35 protein-coding genes are annotated in these 24,996 nt (G+C 72.2%); 11 read left to right on the top strand and 24 right to left on the bottom strand.

The window, feature by feature from the left end:
• Positions 1 to 14: 14 nt before the first annotated feature.
• The 18 genes from rplR to rpsJ all read right to left on the bottom strand — a co-directional run bounded on the left by rplR (position 15) and on the right by rpsJ (position 8,301).
• Positions 15 to 398, bottom strand: a complete 384-nt coding sequence (rplR, locus tag V7S47_RS01580; RefSeq protein WP_090849750.1) for a 50S ribosomal protein L18 — start codon at positions 396 to 398, stop codon at positions 15 to 17.
• Between the two features lies 1 nt (position 399).
• Positions 400 to 939 carry a 50S ribosomal protein L6 gene (gene rplF, locus V7S47_RS01575; RefSeq protein WP_090849748.1) on the bottom strand — a complete coding sequence of 180 codons (540 nt, stop codon included), beginning with the start codon at positions 937 to 939 and terminating at the stop codon, positions 400 to 402.
• A 30-nt stretch (positions 940 to 969) separates the two neighbouring features.
• On the bottom strand, positions 970 to 1,377 hold the full coding sequence (rpsH, locus tag V7S47_RS01570; protein ID WP_056151934.1) for a 30S ribosomal protein S8: 408 nt from the start codon (positions 1,375 to 1,377) through the stop codon (positions 970 to 972).
• A 77-nt stretch (positions 1,378 to 1,454) separates the two neighbouring features.
• Positions 1,455 to 1,640: a type Z 30S ribosomal protein S14 gene (locus V7S47_RS01565; protein WP_090849746.1), complete on the bottom strand. Its 186-nt coding sequence runs from the start codon at positions 1,638 to 1,640 to the stop codon at positions 1,455 to 1,457.
• Position 1,641: 1 nt separating this feature from the next.
• Positions 1,642 to 2,220, bottom strand: coding sequence for a 50S ribosomal protein L5 (gene rplE / locus V7S47_RS01560; RefSeq protein ID WP_090849744.1), 579 nt, complete (start codon positions 2,218 to 2,220; stop codon positions 1,642 to 1,644).
• The gene (gene rplX / locus V7S47_RS01555) at positions 2,220 to 2,582 is read right to left on the bottom strand and encodes a 50S ribosomal protein L24 (protein ID WP_090849742.1); all 363 of its coding nucleotides are present in this window, start codon (positions 2,580 to 2,582) and stop codon (positions 2,220 to 2,222) included. Before rplX ends, rplE begins: the two co-directional genes overlap by 1 nt.
• Positions 2,582 to 2,950, bottom strand: a complete 369-nt coding sequence (gene rplN, locus V7S47_RS01550) for a 50S ribosomal protein L14 (RefSeq protein WP_090849740.1) — start codon at positions 2,948 to 2,950, stop codon at positions 2,582 to 2,584. Before rplN ends, rplX begins: the two co-directional genes overlap by 1 nt.
• An 88-nt stretch (positions 2,951 to 3,038) precedes the next feature.
• The gene (gene rpsQ / locus V7S47_RS01545; RefSeq protein ID WP_090849738.1) at positions 3,039 to 3,314 is read right to left on the bottom strand and encodes a 30S ribosomal protein S17; all 276 of its coding nucleotides are present in this window, start codon (positions 3,312 to 3,314) and stop codon (positions 3,039 to 3,041) included.
• Positions 3,311 to 3,550: a 50S ribosomal protein L29 gene (rpmC, locus tag V7S47_RS01540; protein WP_090849736.1), complete on the bottom strand. Its 240-nt coding sequence runs from the start codon at positions 3,548 to 3,550 to the stop codon at positions 3,311 to 3,313. Before rpmC ends, rpsQ begins: the two co-directional genes overlap by 4 nt.
• On the bottom strand, positions 3,550 to 3,969 hold the full coding sequence (gene rplP, locus V7S47_RS01535; RefSeq protein WP_090849734.1) for a 50S ribosomal protein L16: 420 nt from the start codon (positions 3,967 to 3,969) through the stop codon (positions 3,550 to 3,552). Before rplP ends, rpmC begins: the two co-directional genes overlap by 1 nt.
• Before the next feature lie 2 nt (positions 3,970 to 3,971).
• Positions 3,972 to 4,814, bottom strand: coding sequence for a 30S ribosomal protein S3 (gene rpsC / locus V7S47_RS01530; RefSeq protein WP_090849732.1), 843 nt, complete (start codon positions 4,812 to 4,814; stop codon positions 3,972 to 3,974).
• A gap of 1 nt (position 4,815) precedes the next feature.
• A complete protein-coding gene (gene rplV / locus V7S47_RS01525) occupies positions 4,816 to 5,241 on the bottom strand; it encodes a 50S ribosomal protein L22 (protein WP_090849730.1) in 426 nt (141 codons plus the stop codon).
• Positions 5,238 to 5,519: a 30S ribosomal protein S19 gene (gene rpsS, locus V7S47_RS01520; RefSeq protein ID WP_090849727.1), complete on the bottom strand. Its 282-nt coding sequence runs from the start codon at positions 5,517 to 5,519 to the stop codon at positions 5,238 to 5,240. The genes rplV and rpsS overlap by 4 nt, the downstream gene beginning before the upstream one ends.
• A gap of 5 nt (positions 5,520 to 5,524) precedes the next feature.
• Complete coding sequence (gene rplB / locus V7S47_RS01515; RefSeq protein WP_090849725.1) at positions 5,525 to 6,361, bottom strand: 50S ribosomal protein L2; 837 nt, start codon at positions 6,359 to 6,361, stop codon at positions 5,525 to 5,527.
• A 29-nt stretch (positions 6,362 to 6,390) separates the two neighbouring features.
• Positions 6,391 to 6,696, bottom strand: coding sequence for a 50S ribosomal protein L23 (gene rplW / locus V7S47_RS01510; protein WP_090849723.1), 306 nt, complete (start codon positions 6,694 to 6,696; stop codon positions 6,391 to 6,393).
• Positions 6,693 to 7,319, bottom strand: a complete 627-nt coding sequence (rplD, locus tag V7S47_RS01505; protein ID WP_090849721.1) for a 50S ribosomal protein L4 — start codon at positions 7,317 to 7,319, stop codon at positions 6,693 to 6,695. Before rplD ends, rplW begins: the two co-directional genes overlap by 4 nt.
• 2 nt (positions 7,320 to 7,321) lie before the next feature.
• A complete protein-coding gene (rplC, locus tag V7S47_RS01500; protein ID WP_090849720.1) occupies positions 7,322 to 7,981 on the bottom strand; it encodes a 50S ribosomal protein L3 in 660 nt (219 codons plus the stop codon).
• Positions 7,982 to 7,992: 11 nt separating this feature from the next.
• Positions 7,993 to 8,301 (bottom strand): 30S ribosomal protein S10, encoded by a 309-nt coding sequence (gene rpsJ, locus V7S47_RS01495; RefSeq protein WP_008360994.1) that lies wholly within the window; start codon positions 8,299 to 8,301, stop codon positions 7,993 to 7,995.
• A gap of 413 nt (positions 8,302 to 8,714) precedes the next feature.
• On the opposite strand from rpsJ, the gene V7S47_RS01490 reads away from it, so the two are divergent.
• From V7S47_RS01490 to V7S47_RS01460, 7 genes are all read left to right on the top strand, one after another.
• Positions 8,715 to 9,875 (top strand): NAD(P)H-dependent amine dehydrogenase family protein, encoded by a 1,161-nt coding sequence (locus V7S47_RS01490; protein ID WP_336559955.1) that lies wholly within the window; start codon positions 8,715 to 8,717, stop codon positions 9,873 to 9,875.
• A 4-nt stretch (positions 9,876 to 9,879) separates the two neighbouring features.
• Positions 9,880 to 10,371 carry a carboxymuconolactone decarboxylase family protein gene (locus tag V7S47_RS01485; protein ID WP_090849716.1) on the top strand — a complete coding sequence of 164 codons (492 nt, stop codon included), beginning with the start codon at positions 9,880 to 9,882 and terminating at the stop codon, positions 10,369 to 10,371.
• A gap of 65 nt (positions 10,372 to 10,436) precedes the next feature.
• Positions 10,437 to 11,558 carry a hypothetical protein gene (locus V7S47_RS01480; protein ID WP_336559954.1) on the top strand — a complete coding sequence of 374 codons (1,122 nt, stop codon included), beginning with the start codon at positions 10,437 to 10,439 and terminating at the stop codon, positions 11,556 to 11,558.
• Positions 11,555 to 12,175: a DUF4129 domain-containing protein gene (locus V7S47_RS01475; RefSeq protein WP_336559953.1), complete on the top strand. Its 621-nt coding sequence runs from the start codon at positions 11,555 to 11,557 to the stop codon at positions 12,173 to 12,175. Before V7S47_RS01480 ends, V7S47_RS01475 begins: the two co-directional genes overlap by 4 nt.
• A complete protein-coding gene (locus V7S47_RS01470; RefSeq protein WP_336559952.1) occupies positions 12,172 to 13,290 on the top strand; it encodes a DUF4350 domain-containing protein in 1,119 nt (372 codons plus the stop codon). Before V7S47_RS01475 ends, V7S47_RS01470 begins: the two co-directional genes overlap by 4 nt.
• The gene (locus tag V7S47_RS01465; RefSeq protein WP_336559951.1) at positions 13,287 to 14,258 is read left to right on the top strand and encodes an AAA family ATPase; all 972 of its coding nucleotides are present in this window, start codon (positions 13,287 to 13,289) and stop codon (positions 14,256 to 14,258) included. Before V7S47_RS01470 ends, V7S47_RS01465 begins: the two co-directional genes overlap by 4 nt.
• Positions 14,259 to 14,260: 2 nt before the next feature.
• A complete protein-coding gene (locus tag V7S47_RS01460; protein WP_336559950.1) occupies positions 14,261 to 15,553 on the top strand; it encodes a DUF58 domain-containing protein in 1,293 nt (430 codons plus the stop codon).
• Between the two features lie 7 nt (positions 15,554 to 15,560).
• On the opposite strand, the gene V7S47_RS01455 is transcribed toward V7S47_RS01460, so the two are convergent.
• Positions 15,561 to 16,556, bottom strand: a complete 996-nt coding sequence (locus V7S47_RS01455; protein WP_336559949.1) for a stage II sporulation protein M — start codon at positions 16,554 to 16,556, stop codon at positions 15,561 to 15,563.
• 42 nt (positions 16,557 to 16,598) lie between these two features.
• Here V7S47_RS01455 and V7S47_RS01450 point away from each other — a divergent pair, with 42 nt between their 5' ends.
• Together V7S47_RS01450 and V7S47_RS01445 are read left to right on the top strand one after the other, a co-directional pair.
• Complete coding sequence (locus V7S47_RS01450) at positions 16,599 to 17,408, top strand: RDD family protein (protein ID WP_336559948.1); 810 nt, start codon at positions 16,599 to 16,601, stop codon at positions 17,406 to 17,408.
• Positions 17,405 to 17,899: an AraC family transcriptional regulator gene (locus tag V7S47_RS01445; protein WP_336559947.1), complete on the top strand. Its 495-nt coding sequence runs from the start codon at positions 17,405 to 17,407 to the stop codon at positions 17,897 to 17,899. Before V7S47_RS01450 ends, V7S47_RS01445 begins: the two co-directional genes overlap by 4 nt.
• Here the strand turns inward: V7S47_RS01445 and V7S47_RS01440 are convergent.
• Positions 17,813 to 18,364: a hypothetical protein gene (locus V7S47_RS01440; protein ID WP_336559946.1), complete on the bottom strand. Its 552-nt coding sequence runs from the start codon at positions 18,362 to 18,364 to the stop codon at positions 17,813 to 17,815. The two genes, V7S47_RS01445 and V7S47_RS01440, sit on opposite strands and share 87 nt — an antisense overlap.
• A gap of 115 nt (positions 18,365 to 18,479) precedes the next feature.
• Between V7S47_RS01440 and V7S47_RS01435 the strand changes: the two genes are divergently transcribed.
• Positions 18,480 to 18,920 (top strand): VOC family protein, encoded by a 441-nt coding sequence (locus tag V7S47_RS01435; protein WP_336559945.1) that lies wholly within the window; start codon positions 18,480 to 18,482, stop codon positions 18,918 to 18,920.
• Positions 18,921 to 18,922: 2 nt separating this feature from the next.
• Here the strand turns inward: V7S47_RS01435 and V7S47_RS01430 are convergent, their stop codons facing one another.
• The 4 genes from V7S47_RS01430 to V7S47_RS01415 all read right to left on the bottom strand — a co-directional run bounded on the left by V7S47_RS01430 (position 18,923) and on the right by V7S47_RS01415 (position 23,088).
• Positions 18,923 to 19,984 (bottom strand): hypothetical protein, encoded by a 1,062-nt coding sequence (locus V7S47_RS01430; RefSeq protein ID WP_336559944.1) that lies wholly within the window; start codon positions 19,982 to 19,984, stop codon positions 18,923 to 18,925.
• Positions 19,981 to 20,472 (bottom strand): SigE family RNA polymerase sigma factor, encoded by a 492-nt coding sequence (locus V7S47_RS01425; protein WP_336559943.1) that lies wholly within the window; start codon positions 20,470 to 20,472, stop codon positions 19,981 to 19,983. Before V7S47_RS01425 ends, V7S47_RS01430 begins: the two co-directional genes overlap by 4 nt.
• A gap of 16 nt (positions 20,473 to 20,488) precedes the next feature.
• Complete coding sequence (locus V7S47_RS01420) at positions 20,489 to 21,790, bottom strand: MFS transporter (RefSeq protein ID WP_336559942.1); 1,302 nt, start codon at positions 21,788 to 21,790, stop codon at positions 20,489 to 20,491.
• Positions 21,791 to 21,882: 92 nt separating this feature from the next.
• On the bottom strand, positions 21,883 to 23,088 hold the full coding sequence (locus V7S47_RS01415) for a S8 family peptidase (protein WP_336559941.1): 1,206 nt from the start codon (positions 23,086 to 23,088) through the stop codon (positions 21,883 to 21,885).
• Between the two features lie 230 nt (positions 23,089 to 23,318).
• Between V7S47_RS01415 and V7S47_RS01410 the strand changes: the two genes are divergently transcribed.
• Positions 23,319 to 24,995 carry a dihydroxyacetone kinase subunit DhaK gene (locus V7S47_RS01410; RefSeq protein ID WP_336559940.1) on the top strand — a complete coding sequence of 559 codons (1,677 nt, stop codon included), beginning with the start codon at positions 23,319 to 23,321 and terminating at the stop codon, positions 24,993 to 24,995.
• Position 24,996 lies beyond the last annotated feature (1 nt).

Here is a 24,996-nt window from a genome sequence, read left to right as displayed (position 1 = left end):
TCTGGCTCTTGCGATCAGAAGGTCAGGCCGCCCGAGCGGGCGCCGTCCGCCAGGGCCGCGACGCGACCGTGGTACTTGTTGCCGGCACGGTCGAAGACCACGCCGTCGATCCCGGCAGCCTTGGCGCGCTCGGCGACGAGCTCGCCCACGCGCTTGGCCTTGGCGGTCTTGTCGCCGTCGGTCGAGCGCAGGTCGGCCTCCATGGTGGAGGCGTAGGCCAGCGTCTTGCCGACCAGGTCGTCGACGACCTGGACGGTGATGTGCTTGGCGCTGCGGGTCACGACCAGGCGCGGACGCTCGGGAGTGCCGGCGACCTTCTTGCGGCCCCGCACCTGACGGCGCAGGCGCGAGCGCACGCGCGACGCGGTGTGCTTGTTGTTCTTCAGCGAGATCGCCATGTCACTTACCAGCCTTTCCGACCTTGCGGCGGATGTGCTCGCCGGAGTAACGGACGCCCTTGCCCTTGTAGGGCTCCGGCTTGCGCAGCTTGCGGATCTTGGCGGCCACCTCGCCGACGAGCTGCTTGTCGATGCCGAGCACACCGAGCTTGGTGGGGCTCTCGACGGCGAAGGTGATGCCCTCCGGCGCGTCGAAGATGATCGGGTGGGAGTACCCGAGCTGGAACTCCAGCTGGGTGGGGCCCTTGGACAGGACGCGGTAACCGACGCCGACGATCTCGAGCTTCTTCTCGTAACCGTCCGTCACCCCCACGACCATGTTGTTGACCAGCGTGCGGGTCAGGCCGTGGAGCGACTTGCTGATGCGCTCCTCGTCGGGACGCTTGACGTCGAGGACGCCATCGGACTTCTCGACGGTGATCGGGGAGGCCACGGTGTGGGACAGGGTGCCCTTGGGCCCCTTGACCGTCACCAGCTGGCCCTCGATCGCCACGTCGACGCCCGAGGGCACCGCGACGGGGAGCTTGCCAATGCGCGACATGCTGTTGTTACTCCTTCGCAGTTCTCGTCGTCACCAGACGTAGGCGAGGACTTCCCCACCCACGCCCTTCTGGTTCGCCTGGCGGTCGGTCAGCAGGCCCTGGCTGGTCGAGATGATCGCGACCCCCAGACCGCCGAGCACCTTCGGGAGACCCGTGTGCTTGGCGTAGACCCGCAGGCCCGGCTTGCTGATGCGGCGAACGCCGGCGATGGAGCGCTCGCGGTTGCGGCCGTACTTCAGGGTGATGGTCAGCGTCTTGCCGACCTCGCCCTCGGCGGGCTCCGCCACGTCGTACGACGTGATGTAGCCCTCCTGCTTCAGGATGTCGGCGACACCCTGCTTGAGCTTGCTGTACGGCATGGAAACCGCGTCGTGGTACGCCTGGTTGGCGTTGCGCAGACGAGTGAGCATGTCTGCGATCGGGTCAGTCATCGTCATGGAAGGTCGTTCTCTCTCTTCTGTGGTTTCGCTCGTCGCAGGGACGGGCGACCTTCAGCGGTCGTGGGTCCTGGAACTCACCAGGAGGACTTGGTGACGCCGGGCAGCTCGCCGCGGTGCGCCATCTCGCGCAGGCAGATCCGGCACAGGCCGAACTTCCGGTAGACGGCCTTGGGCCGGCCGCAGCGCTGGCAGCGGGTGTAGCCGCGGACCGCGAACTTCGGCTTCTTAGCGGCCTTGACCTTCAGAGCGGTCTTCGCCATGTCAGTTCTCCTTGAACGGGAAGCCAAGCTGCTTGAGCAGCGCGCGGCCCTGGTCGTCGTTGGTGGCCGTGGTCACGATGGTGATGTCCATGCCGCGCGACCGGTCGATCCGGTCCTGGTCGATCTCGTGGAACATGACCTGCTCGGTCAGACCGAAGGTGTAGTTGCCACGACCGTCGAACTGGCCGGGGTTGAGGCCGCGGAAGTCGCGGATCCGGGGAAGCGCCAGCGACAGCAGGCGGTCCAGGAACTCCCACATCCGGTCGCCGCGCAGGGTGGTGTGCGCACCGATCGGCATGCCCTCGCGGAGCTTGAACTGCGCGATGGACTTGCGGGCCTTGGTCACCAGCGGCTTCTGGCCGGTGATCGCGGTGAGGTCCTTGACCGCACCCTCGATCAGCTTGGAGTCGCGAGCCGCCTCGCCGACGCCCATGTTCACCACGATCTTCACCAGGCCGGGGACCTGCATGACGTTCGGGATCTCGAACTCGGACTTCAGCGCGGGGAGGATCTCCTCGCGGTAGCGGGTCTTGAGACGCGGCGTGACGGCCGCGGACGCGGTGGTCTGGGTCTCGGTCATCAGATTTCCTTGCCGGTCTTGCGCGAGATGCGGACGCTGCGCGTCGCGGAGTACGTCGAGCCGTCCGGGCGCCGCTTGGTGACCTCGTCACGGCGGAAGCCGATCCGGGTCACGCCGTCGCCCTCGACGAGCATGACGTTGGAGACGTGGATCGGCGCCTCGGCGGTGATGATGCCGCCGGTGGTGCCGGCGCGACCGCCCTGGTTGACGACCTTGGTGTGCCGCTTGACGCGGTTGACGCCCTCGACGATCACCCGCTGCTCCTCGCGGAGCACCTGGATGACCTTGCCCTCGGCGCCCTTGTCCTTGCCGGCGATCACCTTGACGGTGTCGCCCTTCTTGATGTTCAGCGACTTGGTCATCACAGCACCTCCGGCGCCAGCGAGATGATCTTCATGAACTTCTTCTCGCGCAGCTCGCGGCCGACGGGGCCGAAGATGCGCGTGCCGCGCGGCTCGCCGTCGTTCTTGAGGATGACGGCGGCGTTCTCGTCGAAGCGGATGTACGAACCGTCGGCACGACGGCGCTCCTTGACGGTGCGCACGATGACGGCCTTGACGACGTCACCCTTCTTGACGTTGCCACCGGGGATCGCGTCCTTGACGGTGGCGACGATGACGTCACCGATACCGGCGTAGCGCCGACCCGAGCCACCGAGAACACGGATGCAAAGGATCTCCTTCGCACCGGTGTTGTCGGCGACCTTGAGTCGCGACTCCTGCTGAATCACTGTTCTCTCCTTGTCGAGCCGGTTCTCGTCCCCTCACGGGAGACGAGCCTGGCCGAACGGTGTTGGGTGGAGGGCTGGGCCCTCCGGATCACTTGGCCTTCTCGATGACCTGGACGACGCGCCAGCGCTTGGTGGCGGACAGCGGGCGGGTCTCCATGAGGAGGACCCGGTCGCCGATGCCGCACTCGTTGGCCTCGTCGTGCGCCTTGAGCTTGCTCGTGCGGCGCAGGACCTTGCCGTACAGGGCGTGCTTCACGCGGTCCTCGACGGACACGACGACGGTCTTGTCCATCTTGTCGCTGACGACCAGGCCCTCGCGGACCTTGCGCGCGTTGCGCTCGGTGGTCGGGGTCTGCTCGCTCATGCGGCACCATCCTCGTCGTTCGAGCCCGGGGCGGTCCGGATGCCGAGCTCGCGCTCACGCACCACGGTGTAGATCCGGGCGATGTCCTTCTTGACCGTGCGGAGCCGGCCGTGGCTCTCCAGCTGGCCGGTGGCCGCCTGGAAGCGGAGGTTGAAGAGCTCCTCCTTGGCCTCGCGCAGCTTGGCCTCGAGGTCGATGTCGTTCATCTCGTCGAGCTCGTGAGCAGTCGTCGCCATCAGAATTCACCTGCCTCACGGGTGATGAACCGGCACTTCATGGGGAGCTTGTGCATCGCGCGGCGCATGGCCTCGCGGGCGGTGAGCTCGTCCACACCGGAGAGTTCGAACATGACACGGCCGGGCTTGACGTTCGCGACCCACCACTCGGGCGAGCCCTTGCCGGAACCCATCCGGGTCTCGGCGGGCTTCTTCGTCAGCGGGCGGTCGGGGTAGATGTTGATCCACACCTTGCCGCCACGCTTGATGTGACGGGTCATCGCGATACGCGCCGACTCGATCTGGCGGTTGGTCACGTAGTGGCCCTCGACCGCCTGGATGCCGAAGTCGCCGAAGGCGAGCTTCGTGCCACCCTTGGCCGCACCGGTCCGCTTGGGGTGGTGCTGCTTGCGGTGCTTGACACGACGGGGCATCAACATGGTCAGGCCTCCTTCGGGGCTTCAGCGGCAGGAGCCGCGGCCTCGGCCGGAGCGTCGGCAGCGGGAGCGGCGTCGCCACGGTCCGAACGGGTCGGACGGTCGCCACGCGAGCCACGGGTCGGACGGTCGGCGCCGCGAGCACCGCCGCGAGCACCGTCGCGGCCACCGCGACCGGGGACACCGGCGCGGGCAGCGGCCTGGGCCTGGCGCTCGGCACGGGTGCCGGCGACCTCGCCCTTGTAGATCCAGACCTTCACGCCGATGCGGCCGAAGGTGGTCTTGGCCTCGTAGAAGCCGTAGTCGATGTCGGCCCGCAGGGTGTGCAGCGGCACGCGACCCTCGCGGTAGAACTCGGTGCGCGACATCTCGGCGCCGTTGAGCCGGCCGGAGCACTGGATCCGGATGCCCTTGGCACCGGAGCGCATCGAGGTCTGCATTGCCTTGCGCATCGCGCGGCGGAACTGCACGCGGCCGGCGAGCTGCTCGGCGACGCCCTGGGCGACCAGCTGCGCGTCGATCTCGGGGTTCTTGACCTCGAGGATGTTCAGCTGGACCTGCTTGCCGGTGAGCTTCTCGAGCTCGCCGCGGATGCGGTCGGCCTCGGCGCCACGGCGACCGATGACGATGCCCGGACGCGCGGTGTGGATGTCGACGCGGACCCGGTCACGGGTGCGCTCGATCTCGACCTTCGCGATGCCGGCCCGCTCCATGCCCTTGCTGAGCAGCTTGCGGATGGCGACGTCCTCGCCGACGTACGACTTGTAGAGCTTGTCGGCGTACCACCGCGACTTGTGGTCGGTGGAGATGCCGAGGCGGAACCCGTTCGGGTTGATCTTCTGTCCCATATCAGGCCTTCCGTCCCTTCTTCTCGGCGACCACGGCGGCCGGCTGCACGACCAGCGTGATGTGGCTGGTGCGCTTGTTGATGCGGGTCGCGCGGCCCTGGGCCCGGGGGCGCCAGCGCTTCATCGTCGGACCCTCGTCGACCTGGGCACCGGCGACCACGAGGTCACCGGCGTCGAGGCCCTCGGTCGTCGTCGCGTTGGCGACGGCGCTCTCGAGGACCTTGTAGACGGTCTCGGAGGCGGCCTGCGGCGCGAACTGCAGGAGCGAGAGGGCCTCGTCCACGGGCAGGCCGCGGACCAGGTCGACGACGCGACGGGCCTTCATCGGGGTGATCCGCGCGAAGCGGGCGGTCGCGAAGGCTCCCGGCTGGTCGCCGAGCAGCGTCTCGCGGCGGGCGCTGGTGCGCTGACGCTCGGTCGTGCTCATCGGCGACGTCCCTTCCGGTCTTCCTTCACGTGCCCGCGGTAGGTGCGGGTCGGGGCGAACTCGCCCAGCTTGTGGCCGACCATCGAGTCGGTCACGAACACCGGGACGTGCTTGCGGCCGTCGTGCACGGCGATGGTGTGGCCGATCATGTCGGGGATGATCATGGAGCGGCGCGACCACGTCTTGATGACGTTGTGGGAACCCTTGGCGTTCTCCGCGTCCACCTTCTTCTGAAGGTGGTCGTCGATGAAGGGGCCCTTCTTCAGGCTGCGAGGCATCTCAGTTACTTCCTACCCTTGCCGGACTTGCGGCGACGGATGATCTGGGAGTCGGAGGCCTTGCGCTTGCGCGTGCGGCCCTCGGGCTTGCCCCACGGGGAGACCGGGTGACGGCCACCGGAGGTCTTGCCCTCGCCACCACCGTGCGGGTGGTCGACCGGGTTCATGACGACACCGCGGACGGTCGGGCGCTTGCCCTTCCAACGCATCCGGCCGGCCTTGCCCCAGTTGATGTTCGACTGCTCGGCGTTGCCGACCTCGCCGATCGTGGCGCGGCAGCGCACGTCGACGAAGCGCATCTCGCCCGAGGGCAGACGCAGCGTGGCGCGGCTGCCCTCACGGGCGACCAGCTGGGCGCTGTTGCCGGCGGAGCGGGCCATCTTGGCACCGCCGCCCGGCCGCAGCTCCACGCAGTGGATGGTCGAACCGACGGGGATGTTGCGCAGCGGCAGGTTGTTGCCCGGCTTGATGTCGGCGTTCGGGCCCGACTCGACCGGCGTGCCCTGCTCCAGGCCCTTCGGCGCGACGATGTAGCGCTTCTCGCCGTCGGCGTAGTGCAGGAGCGCGATGCGCGCGGTGCGGTTCGGGTCGTACTCGATGTGCGCGACCTTGGCCGGCACGCCGTCCTTGTCGTAGCGACGGAAGTCGATGATGCGGTAGGCACGCTTGTGACCGCCGCCCTGGTGCCGGGTGGTGATCCGGCCCTGGTTGTTGCGGCCGCCCTTCTTGGGCAGCGGACGCGTCAGCGACTTCTCCGGCGTGGTCCGGGTGATCTCGACGAAGTCGGCCACCGAGGAGCCACGACGGCCCGGGGTGGTCGGCTTGTACTTGCGGATAGCCATATCTCAGTCCTCGTGATCTCAGAGCCCGGTCAGGAGACCGGACCTCCGAAGATGTCGATGCGGTGGCCCTCGGCGAGCGAGACGATCGCGCGCTTGGTGTCCTTGCGCTTGCCGAGCCCGTTGCGGGTACGGCGCGTCTTGCCGACGCGGTTGATCGTGTTCACCGAGGTGACCTTGACGCCGAAGACCTTCTCGACCGCGATCTTGATCTCGGTCTTGTTGGCGTCGGGACGCACGATGAAGGTGTACTTGTTGGCGTCGAGGAGGCTGTAGCTCTTCTCGGACACGACCGGCGCGATCAGGATGTCGCGGTGGTCCTTGTGCAGGGTGCTCACTTGGAGACCTCCTTGGCGGTACCGCTCACGAACGCGTCGTAGGCGCCCTTGCTGAAGACGATGTCGTCAGCCGCGAGCACGTCGTAGGTGTTGAGCTGGTCGACGGCCACCAGGTGCACCTCCTGCGCGTTGCGCAGGGAGAGCCAGGTGACGGTGTCGGTGCGCTCCAGCACGACCAGGAAGTTGACGCGGTCGGCCAGACCGGCGAGCGCGGCCAGCGCGGCCTTGGTCGACGGCGCGTCGCCGGAGACCAGGGCGTCGACGACGTGGATGCGCTCGTTGCGGGCCCGGTCGGAGAGGGCACCGCGCAGGGCGGCGGCCTTCATCTTCTTGGGGGTGCGCTGGTCGTAGTCACGCGGCTTGGGGCCGTGGACGACGCCACCACCGGCGAACTGCGGCGCGCGGGTCGAGCCCTGGCGGGCGCGGCCGGTGCCCTTCTGCTTGTAGGGCTTGCGGCCACCACCGCGGACCTCGCCGCGACGCTTGGTGGAGTGCGTGCCCTGACGAGCGGCGGCCTGCTGGGCCACGACGACCTGGTGGATCAGCGGCACGTTGACGGCCACGTCGAAGATCTCGGCGGGCAGCTCGACCTTGACGGTCTTCGCGGTGCTCTTGGTAGCCATGCTCAGGCCTCCTGAGTCTTCTTGGCGGCCGAGCGCAGGACCACGAGCCCACCCTTGGGGCCGGGAACGGCGCCCTTGAGGAGGATCAGGCCACGCTCGACGTCGACGGCGTGCACGGTGATGTTCTGCGTGGTGACGGTGTCGTTGCCCATCCGGCCGGCCATCCGGACACCCTTGAACACGCGACCGGGGGTCGCGCAGGCGCCGATCGAGCCGGGCTTGCGGTGGTTGCGGTGAGCACCGTGCGAGGCCGAGACACCGGCGAAGCCGTGGCGCTTCATGACACCGGCGAAGCCCTTGCCCTTGCTGGTGCCGGTCACGTCGATCTCCTCGCCGGCGGCGAAGGTGTCGACGGGCAGCTCCTGGCCCACGGTGTACTCGGTCGCGGCGGTCGTCCGGATCTCGACCACGTGGCGGCGCGGCGTGACGCCGGCCTTCTCGAAGTGGCCGGTCTCGGGCTTGGTGACCTTGCGGGCCTCGATCTCGCCGAAGCCGATCTGGACGGCGTTGTAGCCGTCGACCTCCGGCGTGCGCACCTGCGTCACGACGTTGGTGCCGGCGGCGATCACGGTCACGGGGACGACGCGGTTGTTCTCGTCCCACAGCTGGGTCATGCCGAGCTTGGTGCCCAGCAGCCCCTTCGCGTTGCGTTCGAAAGTCATGTCCTCAGACCTCAGAGCTTGATCTCGATGTCGACGCCGGCAGGCAGGTCGAGCCGCATCAGCGAGTCGACCGTCTTCGGCGTGGGGTCGATGATGTCGATGAGGCGCTTGTGGGTGCGCATCTCGAAGTGCTCGCGGGAGTCCTTGTACTTGTGGGGCGAGCGGATGACGCAGTACACGTTCTTCTCGGTCGGCAGCGGCACCGGGCCGGCGACCTTGGCACCCGTGCGGGTGACCGTGTCCACGATCTTGCGCGCCGAGGTGTCGATCACCTCGTGGTCATAGGCCTTGAGCCTGATGCGGATCTTCTGTCCCGCCATAGGTCTCTCTCGTCCTTACTTCTCAGCTGCCGCGTGCTTGTCCAGGACGTCCTCCGGCTGAGTAGGTCCTGCCCTGCTGCTCGCCACCCTGCTCCGACCCCCGCGGTCGGGCGTGTCGCGGCCCTGGGGCGCAACACAGGACCGGGATCCTGAGCTTGGTTGTGTGTGGCCCTCGACGGTGTGTCGAGATGATCGGGTCTCCCCTCTGCATCACTGCAGAGCCGGTGCGGACGCACACCAGACCACCGAGGATCTCCAAGTTGGAGAGGGAGACGCGATTCAGTAGTCAAGATGTGCCGCACCCCGGTGACCCACCGGAGCAACCGGACTATCTTGGCAGACATCCCCAGCAGCGCCAAATTCGGCGGCTCGTGCCCCTGACCGGGGCCGTCGGTGTCGGCTACTGTCCGACCATGCAGAACGAGAACACGTTCTATTCCGACGCGGGATCCGCTGGTCAGAGCGTACCCGTCGTCGTCTGGGGGACGGGGAACATGGGCCGCGCGTCGATCCGGGCCGTGGCCGCCCACCCGGGCCTCGAGCTCGTCGGTGCGCTGGTGGCCAATCCCGACAAGGTCGGCCGCGATGCGGGTGAGCTCGCGGGCCTCGACCGGCCCCTCGGCGTACCGGCCACGGCGGACGTCGACGCCGCGCTCGCCGCTCTCGGGGGTGGGGGCGCCGTGGCCTACATGGTGTCGGGCGACGTCCGACCCGACGAGGCCCTCGCCGACGTGGCCCGCGCCTTGGCCGCCGGCGCGGTCGTGGTGACCCCGGCCGTCTACGCGCTCTACGACCAGCGAAACGCCCCTGCCGCGATGCGGGAGCCGCTGCTGGCCGCGGCCCACGCGGGACGTTCGGCCCTCTTCGTCAGCGGGGTCGATCCCGGCTGGGGCAACGACCTGCTCCCGGTGCTCGTCAGCTCCCTCGCCGGGACCATCGACCAGGTCCGCTGCCAGGAGATCTTCGACTACGCGACGTACGACGCCCCCGACGCGGTGCGCTTCCTGGTCGGGATGGGCGAGCCGATGGACTACGAGCCGCCGATGGTCGCCGCCGGGGTGCCGACGATGGTCTGGGGCGGCCAGGTGCGGATGATCGCGCGGGCACTCGGCGTCGAGCTCGACGAGATCCGCGAGACGCTCGACCGCCGGGCCCTCGACGCCGACGTCACCAACCAGATGGGCACCTTCGTCGCCGGGAGCCAGGGCGCGCTGCGCTTCGAGGTCCAGGGAGTCGTCGGCGGCGAGCCGCTCATCGTCGTCGAGCACGTCACCCGGATCACCCCCGGCGTCGCCCCCGACTGGCCCGTCCCGCCCGACGGCGGCGACGGCGCGCACAAGGTGGTGATCGAGGGTCGGCCGCGCATCGAGGTCAGCCTCGAGGCCACCGACGAGTTCGTCGAGGGCGTCGGCAACCGCGCCGCCGGCGGCAACGCGACCGCCGCCAACCGACTGGTGAACGCCATCCCGTGGCTGCTCACCGCCGAGCCCGGCCTGTACGACGGGCTCGACGTACCGCTTGCTCCGCCCACCGGCCGCCTCGGCCGCACGCCCCCCGCATCGATCGGAAGGTGACCTCATGATCGTCGACATCCCCGAGGGCAAGGACCCCCTCATGTACGTCTGGGGCCAGATGGTCCCCGGCATCGGCCCCGCCGCGGCGACGTTCTCCCAGGCGGTCTACGAGCACGGCACCATCGAGCTGCGCACGTTCGAGGCCGCCCGGCTGCGCACCGCCCAGATCAACGGCTGCCTGTTCTGCCAGGACTGGCGCACCGAGCGCGACGGCGTGAAGGTCGAGGACGGCTTCGACGAGGCCGTCACCGCCTGGCGCACCAGCCCGGCCCTCGACGAGCGCGCCCGGCTCGCCGCGGAGTACGCCGAGCGGTACGCGCTCGACCACCACGGCCTGGACGACGGCTTCTGGACCCGGATGAAGGCGGCCTACTCCGACCGCGAGATCGTCGAGCTGTCGATGTGCCTCGGCTCCTGGATCGCCTTCGGGCGGCTCAACCGGGTGCTGGGTCTCGACGAGGCGTGCGTGCTGCCGGACCACCTGTCGAAGCGCTGACGCGGGCGGCGCGCCCGCCTGACAGGATGGGCGCGCCGGAGACCGGAGCGGAAACGGGAGTTCAGATGTCGGGCCACGAGAGCTACCCGCCCCCGGGCTCGCAGCCACCGCCGCCGGGCTGGCAGCAGCCGCCCCCGCAGGCACCGCCGGGGTGGCAGCAGCAGCCCCCGGCCGGGTGGCCGCCGCCGTACCCCGCCCCGCCGTCCGGGCCCTGGCCGCCCGCGGCGGCCATGCTCGGAGCCGCCCACAAGCCGGGCGCGATCCCGCTGCGACCGCTGGGGCTCGGTGACGTCTACGACGGCGCCTTCAAGATCATTCGCTACAACCCGAAGGCCACGGCCGGGGTCGCGGTGCTGGTCACCGTGCTGAGCACGGTGCTCACCCTGCTGACCGTGGCCGCCCTGCTCGCCCTCGGGGCGACGTTCACCCGGTCCACGGCGTTCTCCGGGTCGAGCGGGGACTCGCTCACCGACAGCTACGGGAGTACGGCGCAGTTCCTCTCCACCACGGTCCTGCCGCTCCTCCTGCAGTCGCTGGGCACGCTGGTGGTGTCCGGCACGGTGGCGCACGTGGTGCTGGCGGCCGCGACCGGGCGCCGGATGACGATCGGCCAGGCCTGGGCAGCCACGGAGGGTCGGCGCTGGCGGCTCGTCGGCCTGACCCTGCTGCTGGGCCTGCTGACGGTGCTGCTCCTCGGGGCCTACGCCGCGTCGTGGCTGCTCGTCGACGGCCTGGCCGCACGCGTCCTCTACGGGCTGGTCGGCGGTCCGCTCTTCGTGGCCCTGATGTGGTGGTTCTGGATCCGGGTCTACTACCTGCCCGTGCCCGCGCTGATGCTGGAGGACGTGGGTGTGCTCGGTGCGATCCGGCGCGGCCACGGCCTGACCCGTCGCGCGTTCTGGCGCACCTTCGGGATCGCCCTGCTCACCATCGTCGTGACGGGCGTGGCCGCGTCGATGCTCGCGGTGCCCTTCCTCGTCCTGGGCGAGGTGGCGGCCGCGTTCGTCGACGGCTCGGCGGGCGTGCTGGCCGTCGAGGCCACGACCGGGCTGAGCACGATCGTGGCCGCGGCCTTCGTCACCCCGTTCACGGCCGCGGTGGCGACGCTGCAGTACGTCGACCTCCGGATGCGCAAGGAGGCGTTCGACGTCGAGCTGCTTGGCATGGCGGGGATCGTCGAGCGGTGAGCCCGCTGCTCCGGATGCCGCTGTCCGACCCTCCGCTCGTCCCCTCGCCCGACGACGCCCGTGCGCGGCTACGGGAGGAGCTGGTCCGCCCGGAGTACCACGACCGGAACGTGCTGCAGCAGATCCTCGACGCGGTCGGGCGGTGGTTCGACGACACCGTCGACGCGGCGAGTGGGGCTCCCCCGCTCAGCACCGCCGCGGCGCTCCTGGTCGCGGTGCTGCTCCTGGTCGGCCTCGGACTGCTGGTGTCGCGGGTCCGGTCCGCGCCGCGGGCGCAACGGGCCGGCGCGGTGCTCGGCGACGAGGCCGTCACGTCGGCGGAGCTGCGGGCCCGGGCCCGGGCCGCCCTGGCCGAGGAGCGGTACGAGGACGCGGTGGTCGAGGGCTTCCGCGCCCTGACCGTCGGCCAGGTCGAGCGGGGCCGGCTCGATGACCGACCCGGCGCGACCGCCCACGAGGTCGCGGAGGCCCTGGCGTCCGACCGCCCGGACCTGCGGGAGCGGGTGATCGCCGGTGCCGGCATCTTCGACCAGGTCAGGTACGGCGACCGCCGCGCCACCCGCGAGCAGGCCGCCGGTGTCCTTGCCCTCGACGACGCGCTCGAGGGGGTCCGGTGAGCACCCTCGTCGCCACCGGGCGTCGGCACCGGTCGAGCCTGCTGGTCGCGGTCGTGCTGCTGCTCGGCGTCGTCGCTGCGGTCGTGCTCGGCGGTCCGGCCAGCACGACCGACCCGCTCGATCCCGACAATCCGGCACCCGACGGCGCCCGGGCGGTGGCCCGGGTCCTGGCGGACGAGGGGGTCGACGTCGACGTGGCCCGTGGCGCCGACGCCCTCGAGGCAGCGACGGTGGACGAGGCCACGACGGTGCTCGTCACCCGACCCGACCTGCTCGGCGACTCGACCGTCGAGCGGCTGCTCGACCACGGGGCACCGGCCGCGCAGGTCGTCGTCGTCGGAGCCGCACCGGGAGCAGCCGGCGCGCTCGGGGTCGGCGCGCCGTCGTGGGTGGCGCTGGGCGACGGGCGGGATGCGGACTGCTCGGACCCGCTGGTCGGCGACCTCGAGATCGCCGTCGATCAGGCGCTCGCCTACCCGGATCCGGGCTGCTTCGCCGACGACGAGGGCGCGGTCCTGGTCGACGGCCCGGGCAACCTCGTGCTCCTCGGCGCCGACGAGGCCCTGACCAACGACCAGGTGCTGCGCGCCGACAACGCAGCGCTCGCGCTCCGGCTGCTCGGCCAGGAGGAGCGGCTGGTCTGGTACGTCCCCGACCTGGCCGACCTCACCGGCTCCGACGGGGTCAGCGCCGCCAGCCTCGTACCCCGCTGGATCGGGCCCGGTCTGCTCCTGCTGACCCTGGTCGTCGGCTCGCTGATGCTCTGGCGGGGCCGACGGCTGGGCCGGCTGGCGGTCGAGCCGCTGCCGGTCGTGGTGACCGCGGCCGAGACCACCCGCAGCCAGGGTCGGCTCTACCGGCGCAGCGGCGACCGGGGCCACGCCGCGGCCGCGCTGCGGGCCGGCGCCCGGACCCGGCTGGCCGAGCGGCTCGCCCTGGGGACCGGCACCGCGCCCGCGGACCTGGTGCGCGCGGTCGCCGTACGCACGGGGCGGGCGGAGCCCGACGTGCACGCCCTCCTCGGCCCGGACGCTGCCGCGCCGGGCCACGACAAGGACCTGATCGCCCTGGCCACCGAGCTGGCCGCACTCGAGGAAGAGGTACGACGAGGATGACCGAGAACCCCTCCGCCGACACTGGCGCGCGCGACCGGCTGGTCGCCGTCCGGGCCGAGGTGGCCAAGGCGGTGGTCGGCCAGGACGCCGCCGTCTCCGGGCTGCTGGTCGCGCTGCTGTGCGGTGGCCACGTGCTGATGGAGGGGGTGCCCGGCACGGCCAAGACGCTGCTGGTGCGGACCCTCGCCGGCGCGCTCGACGTCGGGACCCGGCGGGTGCAGTTCACCCCGGACCTGATGCCGGGCGACATCACGGGCTCGATGGTGATCGACTCCCACGCAGGCGAGCTCAGCTTCCGCGAGGGCCCGGTGTTCACCAGCCTGCTCCTGGCCGACGAGATCAACCGGACCCCGCCGAAGACCCAGTCGGCGCTGCTGGAGGCGATGGAGGAGGGGCAGGTGTCGGTCGACGGCGTCTCGCACCCGCTCCCCCGGCCGTTCCTGGTGGCCGCGACGCAGAACCCGGTCGAGTACGAGGGCACCTACCCGCTGCCCGAGGCCCAGCTGGACCGGTTCCTGCTGAAGGTCGTGCTGCCGATCCCGCCGCGGGCCGACGAGCTGGAGATCCTGCGCCGGCACGCGGACGGGTTCGACCCGCGCGACGTGGCCGCCGCGGGGGTCACGGCGGTCGCCGGGCCGGACGACATCGCCGCCGGGCAGGCCGCCGTACGACGGGTGCAGGTCTCGCCGGAGGTCGCCGGCTACATCGTCGACATCGCCCGCGCCACCCGCGAGTCGCCGTCGCTGAGCCTCGGCGTCAGCCCGCGCGGCGCCACCGCGCTGCTGAGAGCGTCACGGGCCTGGGCCTGGCTGACCGGCCGCGACTTCGTCACCCCCGACGACGTGAAGGCGCTCGCCCACGCCACCCTCGTGCACCGGCTGGCCCTGCGGCCCGAGGCCGAGCTCGAGGGGGTCGACGTCGCGCAGGTGCTGGCCTCGGCCCTGGGCTCCGTCCCGGTCCCCCGCTAGCCGTGGCGATCTCCGGCCGCGTGCCGCTGCTCCTGCTGCTGGGCCTGGTCCCGGTGGTGCTGCGGCCTGCCGCGAGCACGGTGTGGCTCTGGCTCGCTGCGGTCGCGCTGGTCGTGGTGGCCGACGTGCTGCTCGCGCCGAGGCCGGGCCGGCTCCAGGTCGAGCGACGGCGGGTCGGAGCGGTCCGGATCGGCGAGCCCGCCGAGTCGCAGGTGCGGCTGGTCAACGACGGCACGCGCCGGGTCCGGGCGCTCGTCCGGGACGCCTGGCAGCCGACCGCCGGCGCGAGCGCGAACCGGCACCGGGTCTCGCTCGGGCCCGGTGAGGCGACCGTGCTGCGCACCCCGCTCCTCCCCCGCCGGCGCGGTGACCTGCGGGCCCTCGGGGTGACCGTCCGCGCGCACGGTCCGCTGCGGCTCGCCGCGCGGCAGGCGACCCTCGACGCGCCGGGACACGTGCGGTCCCTGCCGGCCTTCCCGTCCCGCCGGCACCTGCCCTCGCGGCTCGCCCGGCTGCGGGAGCTCGACGGGCGCGCGGCCGTGCGGGTGCGCGGCCAGGGCACCGAGTTCGACTCGCTGCGGGAGTACGTCCGCGGCGACGACGTCCGCTCGATCGACTGGCGCGCGTCCGCCCGCAACCGCAACGTCGTGGTCCGGACCTGGCAGCCCGAGCGGGACCGCCGGGTGGTGCTGGTGCTCGACACGTCGCGGACCTCGGCCGGCCGGGTCGCGGACGTCCCCCGTCTGGACTCGGCGATGGACGCGACCCTGCTCCTCGCCGCCCTCGCGGCCCGCGCCGGTGACCGGGTCGACTTCGTCGCCGGCGACCGGCGCGTCCGGGCCCGGCTGCGCTCGGCCGGCTCACGAGACGTCGCCGCCCGGCTCCAGGACGTGATGGCCGACCTCGAGCCGGTGATCGTCGAGGCCGACTGGGGCGCGCTGGCCGGCGCGGTCACCGCCCTCGGCCGCCAGCGCGCGCTGCTGGTGCTGCTGACCCCGCTCGAGCCCGCGGCGGTCGAGGAGGGACTGCTGCCGGTCCTGCCCACGCTGACCCGCCACCACCGCGTCGTCGTCGCCTCCGTGCGCGACCCGGCGCTGGAGGAGCTGGCCGGGCGCCGTACCTCCCTCGACGACGTGTACGGCGCCGCCGCGGCCGAGCAGGCGCTGCGCCGGAGGCGAGCCACCGCCGACCTGCTCGGCGCCCTCGGCGTCGAGGTGATCGACGCCGACGCCGAGCGGCTGCCGCCGGCGCTGGCCGACCACTACCTGTCGTTGAAGGCGCGCGGGCTGCTCTGAGAGCGTCCTACTCCTGCATGGCCACCCGGTCCTCCAGCAGCGCGGCGTCGACGTCGCCGGTGCTGCCGCGCAGGACCGCCTGGCGGCCGAGGACGAAGACGTAGGCGAAGAAGAGGACCTCGGCGAGGACGCCGATCGCGAGCCGGGCCCAGGTGGGCAGGCCGGACGGCGTCACGAACCCCTCGATGATCCCGCTGACGAGCAGCACGGCGACGAGCCCGAGCGCGACCGTGCCGGCGGTGCGGCCCTCGCGAGCGATCGACTGGGTGCGGGTCAGGCCGCGCGGCTCGACCCAGGACCAGAACAGGCGCAGGCCGACGCCGCCGGCGACGAAGACCGCGGTCAGCTCCAGCAGTCCGTGTGGGAGCAGCAGTCCCCAGAAGTGCTGCCCGTGGTCGTGGCGGTGCATGATCGAGCCGATGATCGCGAGGTTGGCGATGTTCTGGAACAGCAGGTAGACGACCGGGAACCCCAGGATCCCCAGGGCCACGCAGAGCGCGGCGACCCAGGCGTTGTTGATCCAGACCTGGGCGGCGAAGTTCCCGGCGGCGTACTCGCTGTAGTAGCCCTCGAAGTCCTCGTTGACGAGCTGGTCGACCTCGGCCGGCGAGAGCAGGCTCTGCTCGACCGCGGGGTGCTGGACCAGCCAGATCATCATCACCGCGATCACGACCGCGTTGGCGACCAGGCAGCCCAGCCACCACCAGCGCAGCCGGTAGAGCGCGGCCGGGAAGCGGTCGGTGAAGAACCGGGCGACGCCGCGCCAGGAGCCGACCCGGGCACCGACGGTGCGGTAGCGGGCCTTGGCCAGGAGGGAGGAGAGGTAGGCGATCGTCGCCCCGTCGGGTGCGGAGGTTCGCAGCACGGAGAGCTGCGTCGCCACCCGCTGGTAGAGCTCGACCAGCTCATCGCTCTCGGCACCGCTCAGCCGCCGACGACGGACCAGGTCCTCCAGGCGCTGCCACTCGTGGGCGTGCGCGAGCACGTAGGCGTCGAGGTCCACGCGATCACCCTAGTGGCGCGCGCGCCCCTAGACTTCGACCCGATGTCAGCCCCGGAGTTCGCCACCCTCACCAGCGACGACCTCGTCACCGGCGAGGCCGTGGCGCTCGACCTGCCGCCGGCCGGGCTCGGGGTGCGGATGGTGTCGTCGCTGATCGACGTCTGCCTCACCATCGTGCTGCTGTTCGTCGTGCTGCTGGTCTTCGTCGTCGCCGCCCTGCAGGCCGACGGCGCGATCTTCCACATCGCGATCATCGGCACCCTGATCACCGTGTTCCTGGTCTACCCGACGGCGATCGAGACGCTCACGCGGGGCCGCTCGGTCGGCAAGCTCGCGATGGGGCTGCGGACCGTCCGCGACGACGCCGGTCCGATCAGCGCTCAGCACGCCTTCGTCCGCTCGCTGATCGCCGTGGTCGAGATCTGGGCCTTCACCGGCGCGCCCGCGTTCATCTGCGCCCTGATCAGCCCCGGCGGGAAGCGGCTGGGCGACTACGCCGCCGGGACGTACGTCGTGCGCGAGCGGGTCCGGCTGCGGCTCGCCGTACCTCCGCAGATGCCGCCTCCGCTGGCCGGCTGGGCCCGGACCGCCGACGTGCGGGCGCTGCCGACCGGGCTGGCGCTGGCGGTGCGCCAGTACCTCTCCCGCCTCCCCGCCCTCGACCCCGGCTCCCGGGAGCGGATCGGGCTCGACCTGGCCGGCCGCGTCTCGACGTACGTCGCTCCGGCGCCGCCGCCCGGCACCCCGCCCGAGGCGTTCCTGGCCGCCGTGGTCGTCACCCGGCGCGAGCGGGACGGCGCCCGCCTGGCCCGCGAGGCCGAGCTCCGGCGTCGGCTGACCCGGCGCCGATGAGCCTGCGGGCCCCCGACGACACGCTCGTCCACCTGCGCCGCGCCCGGGACCACGCCGACCGGAACTTCGCGGAGCCGCTGGACCTGCCGGCGCTGGCCGCCGTGGCCGGCATCAGCAAGTACCACTTCCAGCGACTGTTCACCGCGACCTACGGGCGCAGCCCGGCGGCGTACCTCTCCGAACGGCGCATCGAGCGCGCCCAGGACCTGCTCCGCGCGACCAACCTGACGGTGACCGAGGTCTGCCACGCGGTGGGGTTCTCCAGCCTCGGCTCGTTCAGCAGCCGGTTCCGGCAGCTGGTCGGCGAGACACCCAGCGCGTTCCAGCGGCGGTACGCCGAGTCCGGCGTCCCGCGGGTGCCCGGCTGCTACGTCTTCATGTGGGGGCTGGCCGAACGTCGCGGGTCAGAGCCCGCTGGAGAGGACCAGCCCGTTGCGGGCCTCCAGCCGCCAGCCGGTGGCGACCGGTCCGGCCAATCCGACCACGCCTGATGAGACGACCCGGACCGGGGTCGCCTCGGTCAGCAGCGCCTCGACCGACCCGGCCTGGGCGTCGCTGAGGCGGGCGGTCCCCGGGATCCGCCAGCGGGAGGTGCCGGGACCGCCGCCGCTGACGTGGTCGGGCGTCCCGGACTCGTCGAGCACCATCGTCTGCACCTCCTCGCTCGCGACGAGCAGCGTGACGCCGCCCTCGTCGTGGCTGATGCCGGTGACCCGGGCCCCTTCGTGGCGGGTGACGAAGTGGCGGCCCAGGTCGGGCAGGTGTCGCAGCTCGCCGAGTCGGCGGCGCAGGACGAGCGAGGCCGCCGCGACACCGGCCGCGGCCAGGGCCACGGCCAGCAGGACGGCCGCGCCCGCGACGCGCAGGCTGGTGTCGACGCCGAGCAGGCCGACGGTGAGCACGCCGGCGGCCAGGACGCCGACGAGGGTCAGGACGGGGACGAGTCGCGAGGTCATGCCGTCGATCCTGCGAGCCCGGGCGGTGCGGGCGCCGTACCCCGGCTGTGGGGCGGCTGTGGTTGTCGCAACCTGGGAGAAGCATCCCGCCGTACGACGTCCCTAGCCTGGCCGCATGATCACCAACATCTCCCTGGTCAGCGTCTTCGTCACCGACATCGACGACGCTCTCGCCTTCTACACCGACGTCCTCGGCTTCACGGCGCGGGAGGACCTCATGTTCGGCGAGGACTTCCGCTGGTGCACCGTCGTGCACCCGAACCAGCCGGAGCTCCAGGTCCACCTGACGACGCCGTCGGCACCACTGTCGGACGACCTGGTCGCGGCCATGCGTCGGGCCCAGGCCGAGGGCGGGCTGCCGGGCCTGGGGCTGGCCGTCGACGACTGCCGGAAGACCTACGAGGAGCTGTCCGCCAAGGGCGTCGTGTTCCTGCAGGAGCCGACCGAGCGGCCGTACGGTGTCGAGGCCCTGATGCGGGACAACTCCGGCAACTGGATGGTGCTGGTCGAGCACCGCGACTACGTGCCCGAGGACTTCGAAGGCTTCGAGGTCTAGGTTCAGGAGGTCAGCTTCAGCGTCCCGGACGGGTCCTGGTAGAGCAGCCGGCAGGTCCGCTCGACCGCGTCGCACTCCTGCAGCGTGCCGGTGTTGGTCTGGTCGTCGCGTGCGGCGACGACGAACGTGTCGGGACCGGTCCACGCGATGCCTGCCGCGGGGCCGTCGACCTCCGTCGCCACCGGCGAGAGACGTCCGTCGCGTGGGTCGACCAGCGTCACCCCGTCCGGCGCGGTGCGGGCGTAGCTCGTGCCGTCCGGAGCGAGCCGGCCGCTGTAGCCCGCGCCGCGGATCCGGGACAGGAGCTCGCCCGTGCTCGCGTCGAAGAAGCGAGCGCCGTGCGACGTCTCCAACGCCAGCACTCCGGCCACCAGGTCCTCATCGATGATGCCTCCCCCGGTCGGCAGCGACCGGACCGGGCCGCCGGTGCCGGTGAGGAGGTAGCCGTCAGACCCCGAGTCGACCCGGTGGTCACCGTCGAAGGCTGCGGCGATGCCGCCGTCGGCGGGCTCGACGTCCAGGTCGGTCCAGGTCCGGGTCTCGGGCGACCACGCCCGGTAGGTGTCGTCCTCCTGCTGGGTGATGATCCGACCGCCTGCCGGGTCCAGGTAGTCCCGGAGACCCGTGCCCAGCCTCTCGGCCTTCCCGGGCACCCCGTCCTGATCGACCGGCACGGCCACCAGGTCCCCCGCCCCGTCCGAGAGCAGCACCCGTCCCCCGAGGACACCCAGCACGTTGCGCGCCGCGATGCCCGTCACGGTGAAGCCGGCCGGCCCGCCGACGACCAGGCGGCCCTGCACCACGAAGCCGACGACCCGACTCGGGTCGTCGACCTCCAGCGGGGACCCGCTGGCCACCGGGGCCCGGTCCTCCTCGGGGAGGAGCCGGCCGACGCCCGCCGCTGCCGCGGTCACCGCGACCGCCGCCACGAGCGCGACCGCGGTGCGGCCCGTCGTACGACGGCGACGCGCGGCGCGGACCCGGGCCTGGAGGGCGACCCGGTCGGGGGCGGGGACGTCGACGGCGTCGCGGACGGCGCTGAGGGTGGTGCGGACCTGGTTCATGACAGCTCCTCGATCAGGGTCCGGGCGTCGGGTAGGGCGGCACGCAGCCGCTGGACGGCGTGGTGGGTCTGGCTCTTGACCGAGCCGACGGAGCAGCCGAGCTCCTGGGCCGTCGCCTCGACGGTGAGGTCCTCGACGTAGCGGAGCACCAGGGTGGCCCGCATCCGCGGCGGCAGCCGGCGTACCTCCGCCCACAGGTCGAGGTGCTCGGCACGCACGTCGAGCCCTCCGGCGTACGACGACTCCGGCAGCTCGTCGGTCGGCACCTCGCGACGCCGCTTGGGCCACTGCCGGGTCATCTGCCGGACCATCGCCTGGCGGACGTAGCCGTCGGCCGCGCGCGTGTCGCGGATCGACGACCAGCGCACGCAGGTGCGGGCCAGGGCGTCCTGCAGCAGATCCTCGGCCTGGTGCCGGTCACCGGTGAGCAGGTACGCCGTACGGAACAGCGGCGCCCAACGCGCGGCCATGAACTCCTCGAACGTCACACCCGGAGAAGACACCTCAGGGCGCCGAAAGGTTGAGAGCCCTCTCGTCGGGCCGCTCCGGGATGAACAGGCACAGGCCGGCCGCCAGCAGGCACAGCACGCCGGCGGTGATCCAGGCGACGAAGTAGTCGCCGTTGGCCTGCCGGACCCACCCGGCGAAGCTCGCGGCGACGCCGGCGCCGACCATGTGGCTGGCGAAGACCCAGCCGAAGACCACGCCGGCTCTCTCGATGCCGAAGTGCTGGCGGCACAGGGCCACCGTCGGCGGCACGGTCGCCACCCAGTCGAGGCCGTAGAAGACGACGAACAGGAACAGGCTCGGGTGCACCTGCGGGCCGAGCAGCAGGTGGACCCACAGCAGGGAGAGACCGCGCAGGCCGTAGTAGGCGAAGAGCAGCTTGCGCGGGTCGACCCGGTCGGTGAGCCAGCCGCTGGCGATGGTCCCGACGATGTCGAAGACGCCGATCAGGGCGAGCAGGCTCGCGCTCGTCGTCCGGGCCATGCCGTGGTCGTGGACGGCCGGGATGAAGTGGGTGCCGATCAGGCCGTTGGTCGACCACCCGCAGATCCAGAACGTCGCGAACAGGATCCAGAACGTCCGCGAACGGGACACGCCGCGCAGGGTGGTCAGCGCGGTGGCGGCCGCGCCGCGCGAGGCGATGACGGGCGGCGGGGGCGTCCAGTCCGCGGGAGCGCCGTACGGCGTGGCGCCGACGTCGGCCGGCTGGTCCCGCATCAGCCACAGGACGAGCGGCACCAGAGCCAGCGCGAACGCCGTCACCAGGCCCGCGGCCCAGCGCCAGCCCGGCCCCTCGGCCAGGTGCGCGATGGCCGGCAGGAACACCAGCTGACCGGTCGAGCTGGCCGCCGAGAACACGCCGACCACGAGGCCGCGGTGCCGGACGAACCAGCGGTTGGCGACGATCGCGCCGAAGACCAGGGCCAGCGACCCGGTGCCGACCCCCACCGCGAAGCCCCACAGCAGCCACAGCTGCCAGGCCTCGGTCATCACCAGGGTGAGACCCGAGCCGGCGGCGACGAGGGTCAGCGAGGCGGCGACCACCCGCCGTACGCCGAAGCGCTCCATGAGGGCGGCCGCGAACGGCGCCGTCAGGCCGTAGACGATCAGGTTGAGGCTGACCGCGCCGCTGGTGGTGGCCCGTGACCAGCCGAAGTCCTCCTCGAGCGGCTCGAGCAGCGCTCCGGTCGACGAGCGGAAGCCGGCCGCCGCGATCAGCGCGGCCATGGTGATGATTGCGACCGGCCAGGCCCGGTGGAGCCGCCGCGCCCCGACGCTCTTCTCCAGGGACGCGGTCACGCGCGTCAGCGTAGAACGCCGCCTGTGGACAAGTCCGCCGAGTCGGCGCACATGTGCGCCGACTCGGCGAGCTCATCCACAGGCGGGGTGGGTCAGAAGCCGGTGAACAGGAGCAGGTTGGGCGAACCGGCGGGGTCGGCGATCGCGTCCGGTGTCGCCGCGTCGGTCAGGCCGGCCGAGACGTCCGCCGGGCTGGCACCGGGGTTGGACTCCAGGTAGAGCGCCGCGGCACCCGCGACGTGCGGGGAGGCCATGGACGTGCCGGAGATCGTGTCCGTCGCGGTGGAGCCGCCGATCCAGGCCGAGGTGATGTCCTCGCCGGGGGCGATGATGTCGACGCACGAGCCGAAGTTGGAGAAGTAGGCGAGCTCGTCGCTGCTGTTGGAGGCCGCGACGGTGATCGCCGAGGGAGCCGCCGCCGGCGAGCTGCCGCAGGCGTCGGAGGTCTCGTTGCCCGCGGCGACGACCGTGGTCACCCCGGCAGAGGTCAGCCGCTCGACGGCCGCGTCGATCGCGGCGTCGGCCGGACCACCGAGGCTCATGTTGGCGACCGCCGGACCGCCCTGGCCGGCCACCCAGTCCATGCCGTCCACGACGCCCGCGAACGAGCCGCTGCCCGCGCAGTCGAGCACCCGGACGGGCACCAGGGTGACGTCCTTGGCGACGCCGTACGTCGTGCCGCCGACGGTGCCGGCGACGTGCGAGCCGTGGCCGTTGCAGTCTTCGGTGCCGTTGCCGTCGCCGACCGCGTCGTACCCCTCGCCGAGGCGGTCGGCGTACTCGCTGTGGGAGCTGTTGATGCCGGTGTCGATGACGTACGCCGTGACGCCCGCGCCGGTGGCGGTGTACTCGTAGGTGCCGGAGAGCGGCAGCGCCGCCTGGTCGATCCGGTCGAGACCCCAGGTCGCGTCGTCCTGGACCTCGTTGATCGTGACCTGGGCGTCCTGCTGGACGAAGGCGACGTCGGGGTCCTGGCGGACCGCGGCGAGCTCGTCGGCGCTCAGCTCGGCGGCGTACCCCTTGAGGCTGCGGAAGGTGTCGGAGATCTGGGCCCCCTCGCCGCGGGCCTCCTTCTTCGACGCCCGCAGCTCCTGCAGCGAGCTGCCCTCCTTCAGCATCACGACGTAGTGGCCCTTGATGGCCCCGGACTCCGCCTTCATCAGCGGGGCCGCAGACCCGTCCTTGGCGGCCGCCGGGGCGGTCCCGGTCGCAGCGCTGGCGCTGCCCGTGGCGAGCCCCGCCGAGGCCAGCGTGGTGACGGCGAGGGCTGCCGCTCCGAGAGCTGTTCGCTTCAACATCCTGCTTTGACCTCCAGTGGAGCCGATCGGGCTCCTCGTCGGCACCGTCCCGAGAAACGGACAGCGAGCGGTGTGGTCGACCGCTGCCACCGACCCTCCCCCGGCCCGCAGGGGGCCACCAGCGGGATAACCCTTGACGTCACCCCACGGTGGCCGGGTCGACTTGGACCCGGTGGACAGGGTGGAGCTGAGCGTCCCGCCCTGCTCCTGTTCCCGACGGAAGGTCCGACATGGCCCGCAGCTTCCTGACCGACGGCGTCTCCCCCTCCGCCCACGCGCTGGAGGGGGTGGCGCTCACCTCCGGCCGCACGGTCGGCACCAGCCCCGCCCCGTCGTACGTCTGGGCGCTCCGGCCCGCACCCGAGCGACAGGTGGCGCTGGTCAGCGGCGGCGGCGCGGGTCACGAGCCGATGCACGCCGGCTTCGTCGGCGCGGGCGGCCTCGACGCCGCCGCGCCCGGCGAGGTCTTCACCTCCCCCCACAACCGCCAGGTGTACGCCGCCAGCGCGCGGGTGGCCCGACCCGGCGGCGTGATCCACGTCGTGAAGAACTACACCGGCGACCGGATCAACTTCGCCATCGCCGCCGAGCGGCTGCGCGCCGAGGGCCACCAGGTGGCCGAGGTGCTGGTCGACGACGACCTCGGCTCCGAGGGCCACGAGGTCGGGCGGCGCGGTACCGGCGCGACCGTCGTCGTCGAGAAGGTGCTGGGCGCCGCCGCCGACACCGGCGCGACGTTCGACGACCTCGTCACCCTCGGCCGCCGCGTCGTCGACCGCTCGCGGACCCTCGCCGTCGCCCACGGGGCGCAGACCTCCCTCGAGACCGGCGAGCCGGCCTTCGACGTCGCCCCCGGCGCCCTCGAGTACGGCGTCGGCATCCACGGCGAGACCGCCGCCGAGAGCATCGACCAGTCGGACCTGGGCACGCTGGTCGACCGGATGGTCGGCGACCTGCTCGCCGCGCTGCCGGCCTCCGACGACGGCTACCTGCTGCTGGTCAACGGGCTCGGGGGCACCGGCAACCTCGAGCTGGCCCACGTGGCGACCGAGGCCGCCCGCGCGCTCGACGCCGCGGGCCGCCGGCTGCGCAGCGTCGTGACCGGCACCTACGTCTCCGCGCTCGACATGCGCGGCTTCTCGATCACCCTCACCGCCGCCGAGGAGTCCTGGCTGGCGCACTGGTGGGCCCCGCACGACACGGTCGCGCTGCCGAGCCCCCGCGAGCTCGGGACCGGCGTCACCGCCGCCGCCGAGGACTCCGCACCGGCCACCGCTCGGGAGCCCTCGCCCTGGCTCGCCGGGCTGGCCGCCACGTTCGAGGCCCGTCGCCCCGGGCTCAACGCCCTCGACCAGCGCGCGGGCGACGGCGACATCGGCACCAACCTGGACAACGGCCTCCAGGCCGCCGTACGACGGGCTCCGGGTCCGGAGGCCGACCTCGCGGCCGACCTGACGGCGGTGGCGGGCGCGTTCCTGGACGACGTCGGCGGCTCCAGCGGTCCGCTCTTCGGCCTGGTGTTCCAGGCGGTCGCCACAGCGGTCGAGGGAGCAGACGACCCGTCCGCGGCCCTCGTCACCGGGCTCCGCGAGGGCCAGGAGGCGGTGACCCGGGTCGGCGGCGCCGTCCCGGGCGACCGGACCCTGCTCGACGCCCTGGCCCCGGCGGCCGCGGGCCAGCGCCTCGACCGCGAGGCTGTCGCCGCGGCGGTCGCGGGTGCCCGTGAGACTGCGCAGCTGGTGGCCAAGCGCGGCCGGGCCAGCTATCTCGGTGACCGGGCGCTCGGCGTTCCCGACCCCGGCGCCGTCGCCGTGGCCCTGCTCCTGGCCGCGCTGCTGGAGCGCCTGGACGGCTCGGTCGACGCCGACCTGCGGACCGACCTGGACGAGCTGGTGGCCGGGCTGTGAG

Source organism: Nocardioides sp. CCNWLW216 (genome assembly GCF_037120545.1).
GTDB lineage: Bacteria > Actinomycetota > Actinomycetes > Propionibacteriales > Nocardioidaceae > Nocardioides > Nocardioides lianchengensis.
Note: the sequence above shows the minus strand (reverse complement) of the source record. Positions and strands in the feature narration are given on the sequence as shown.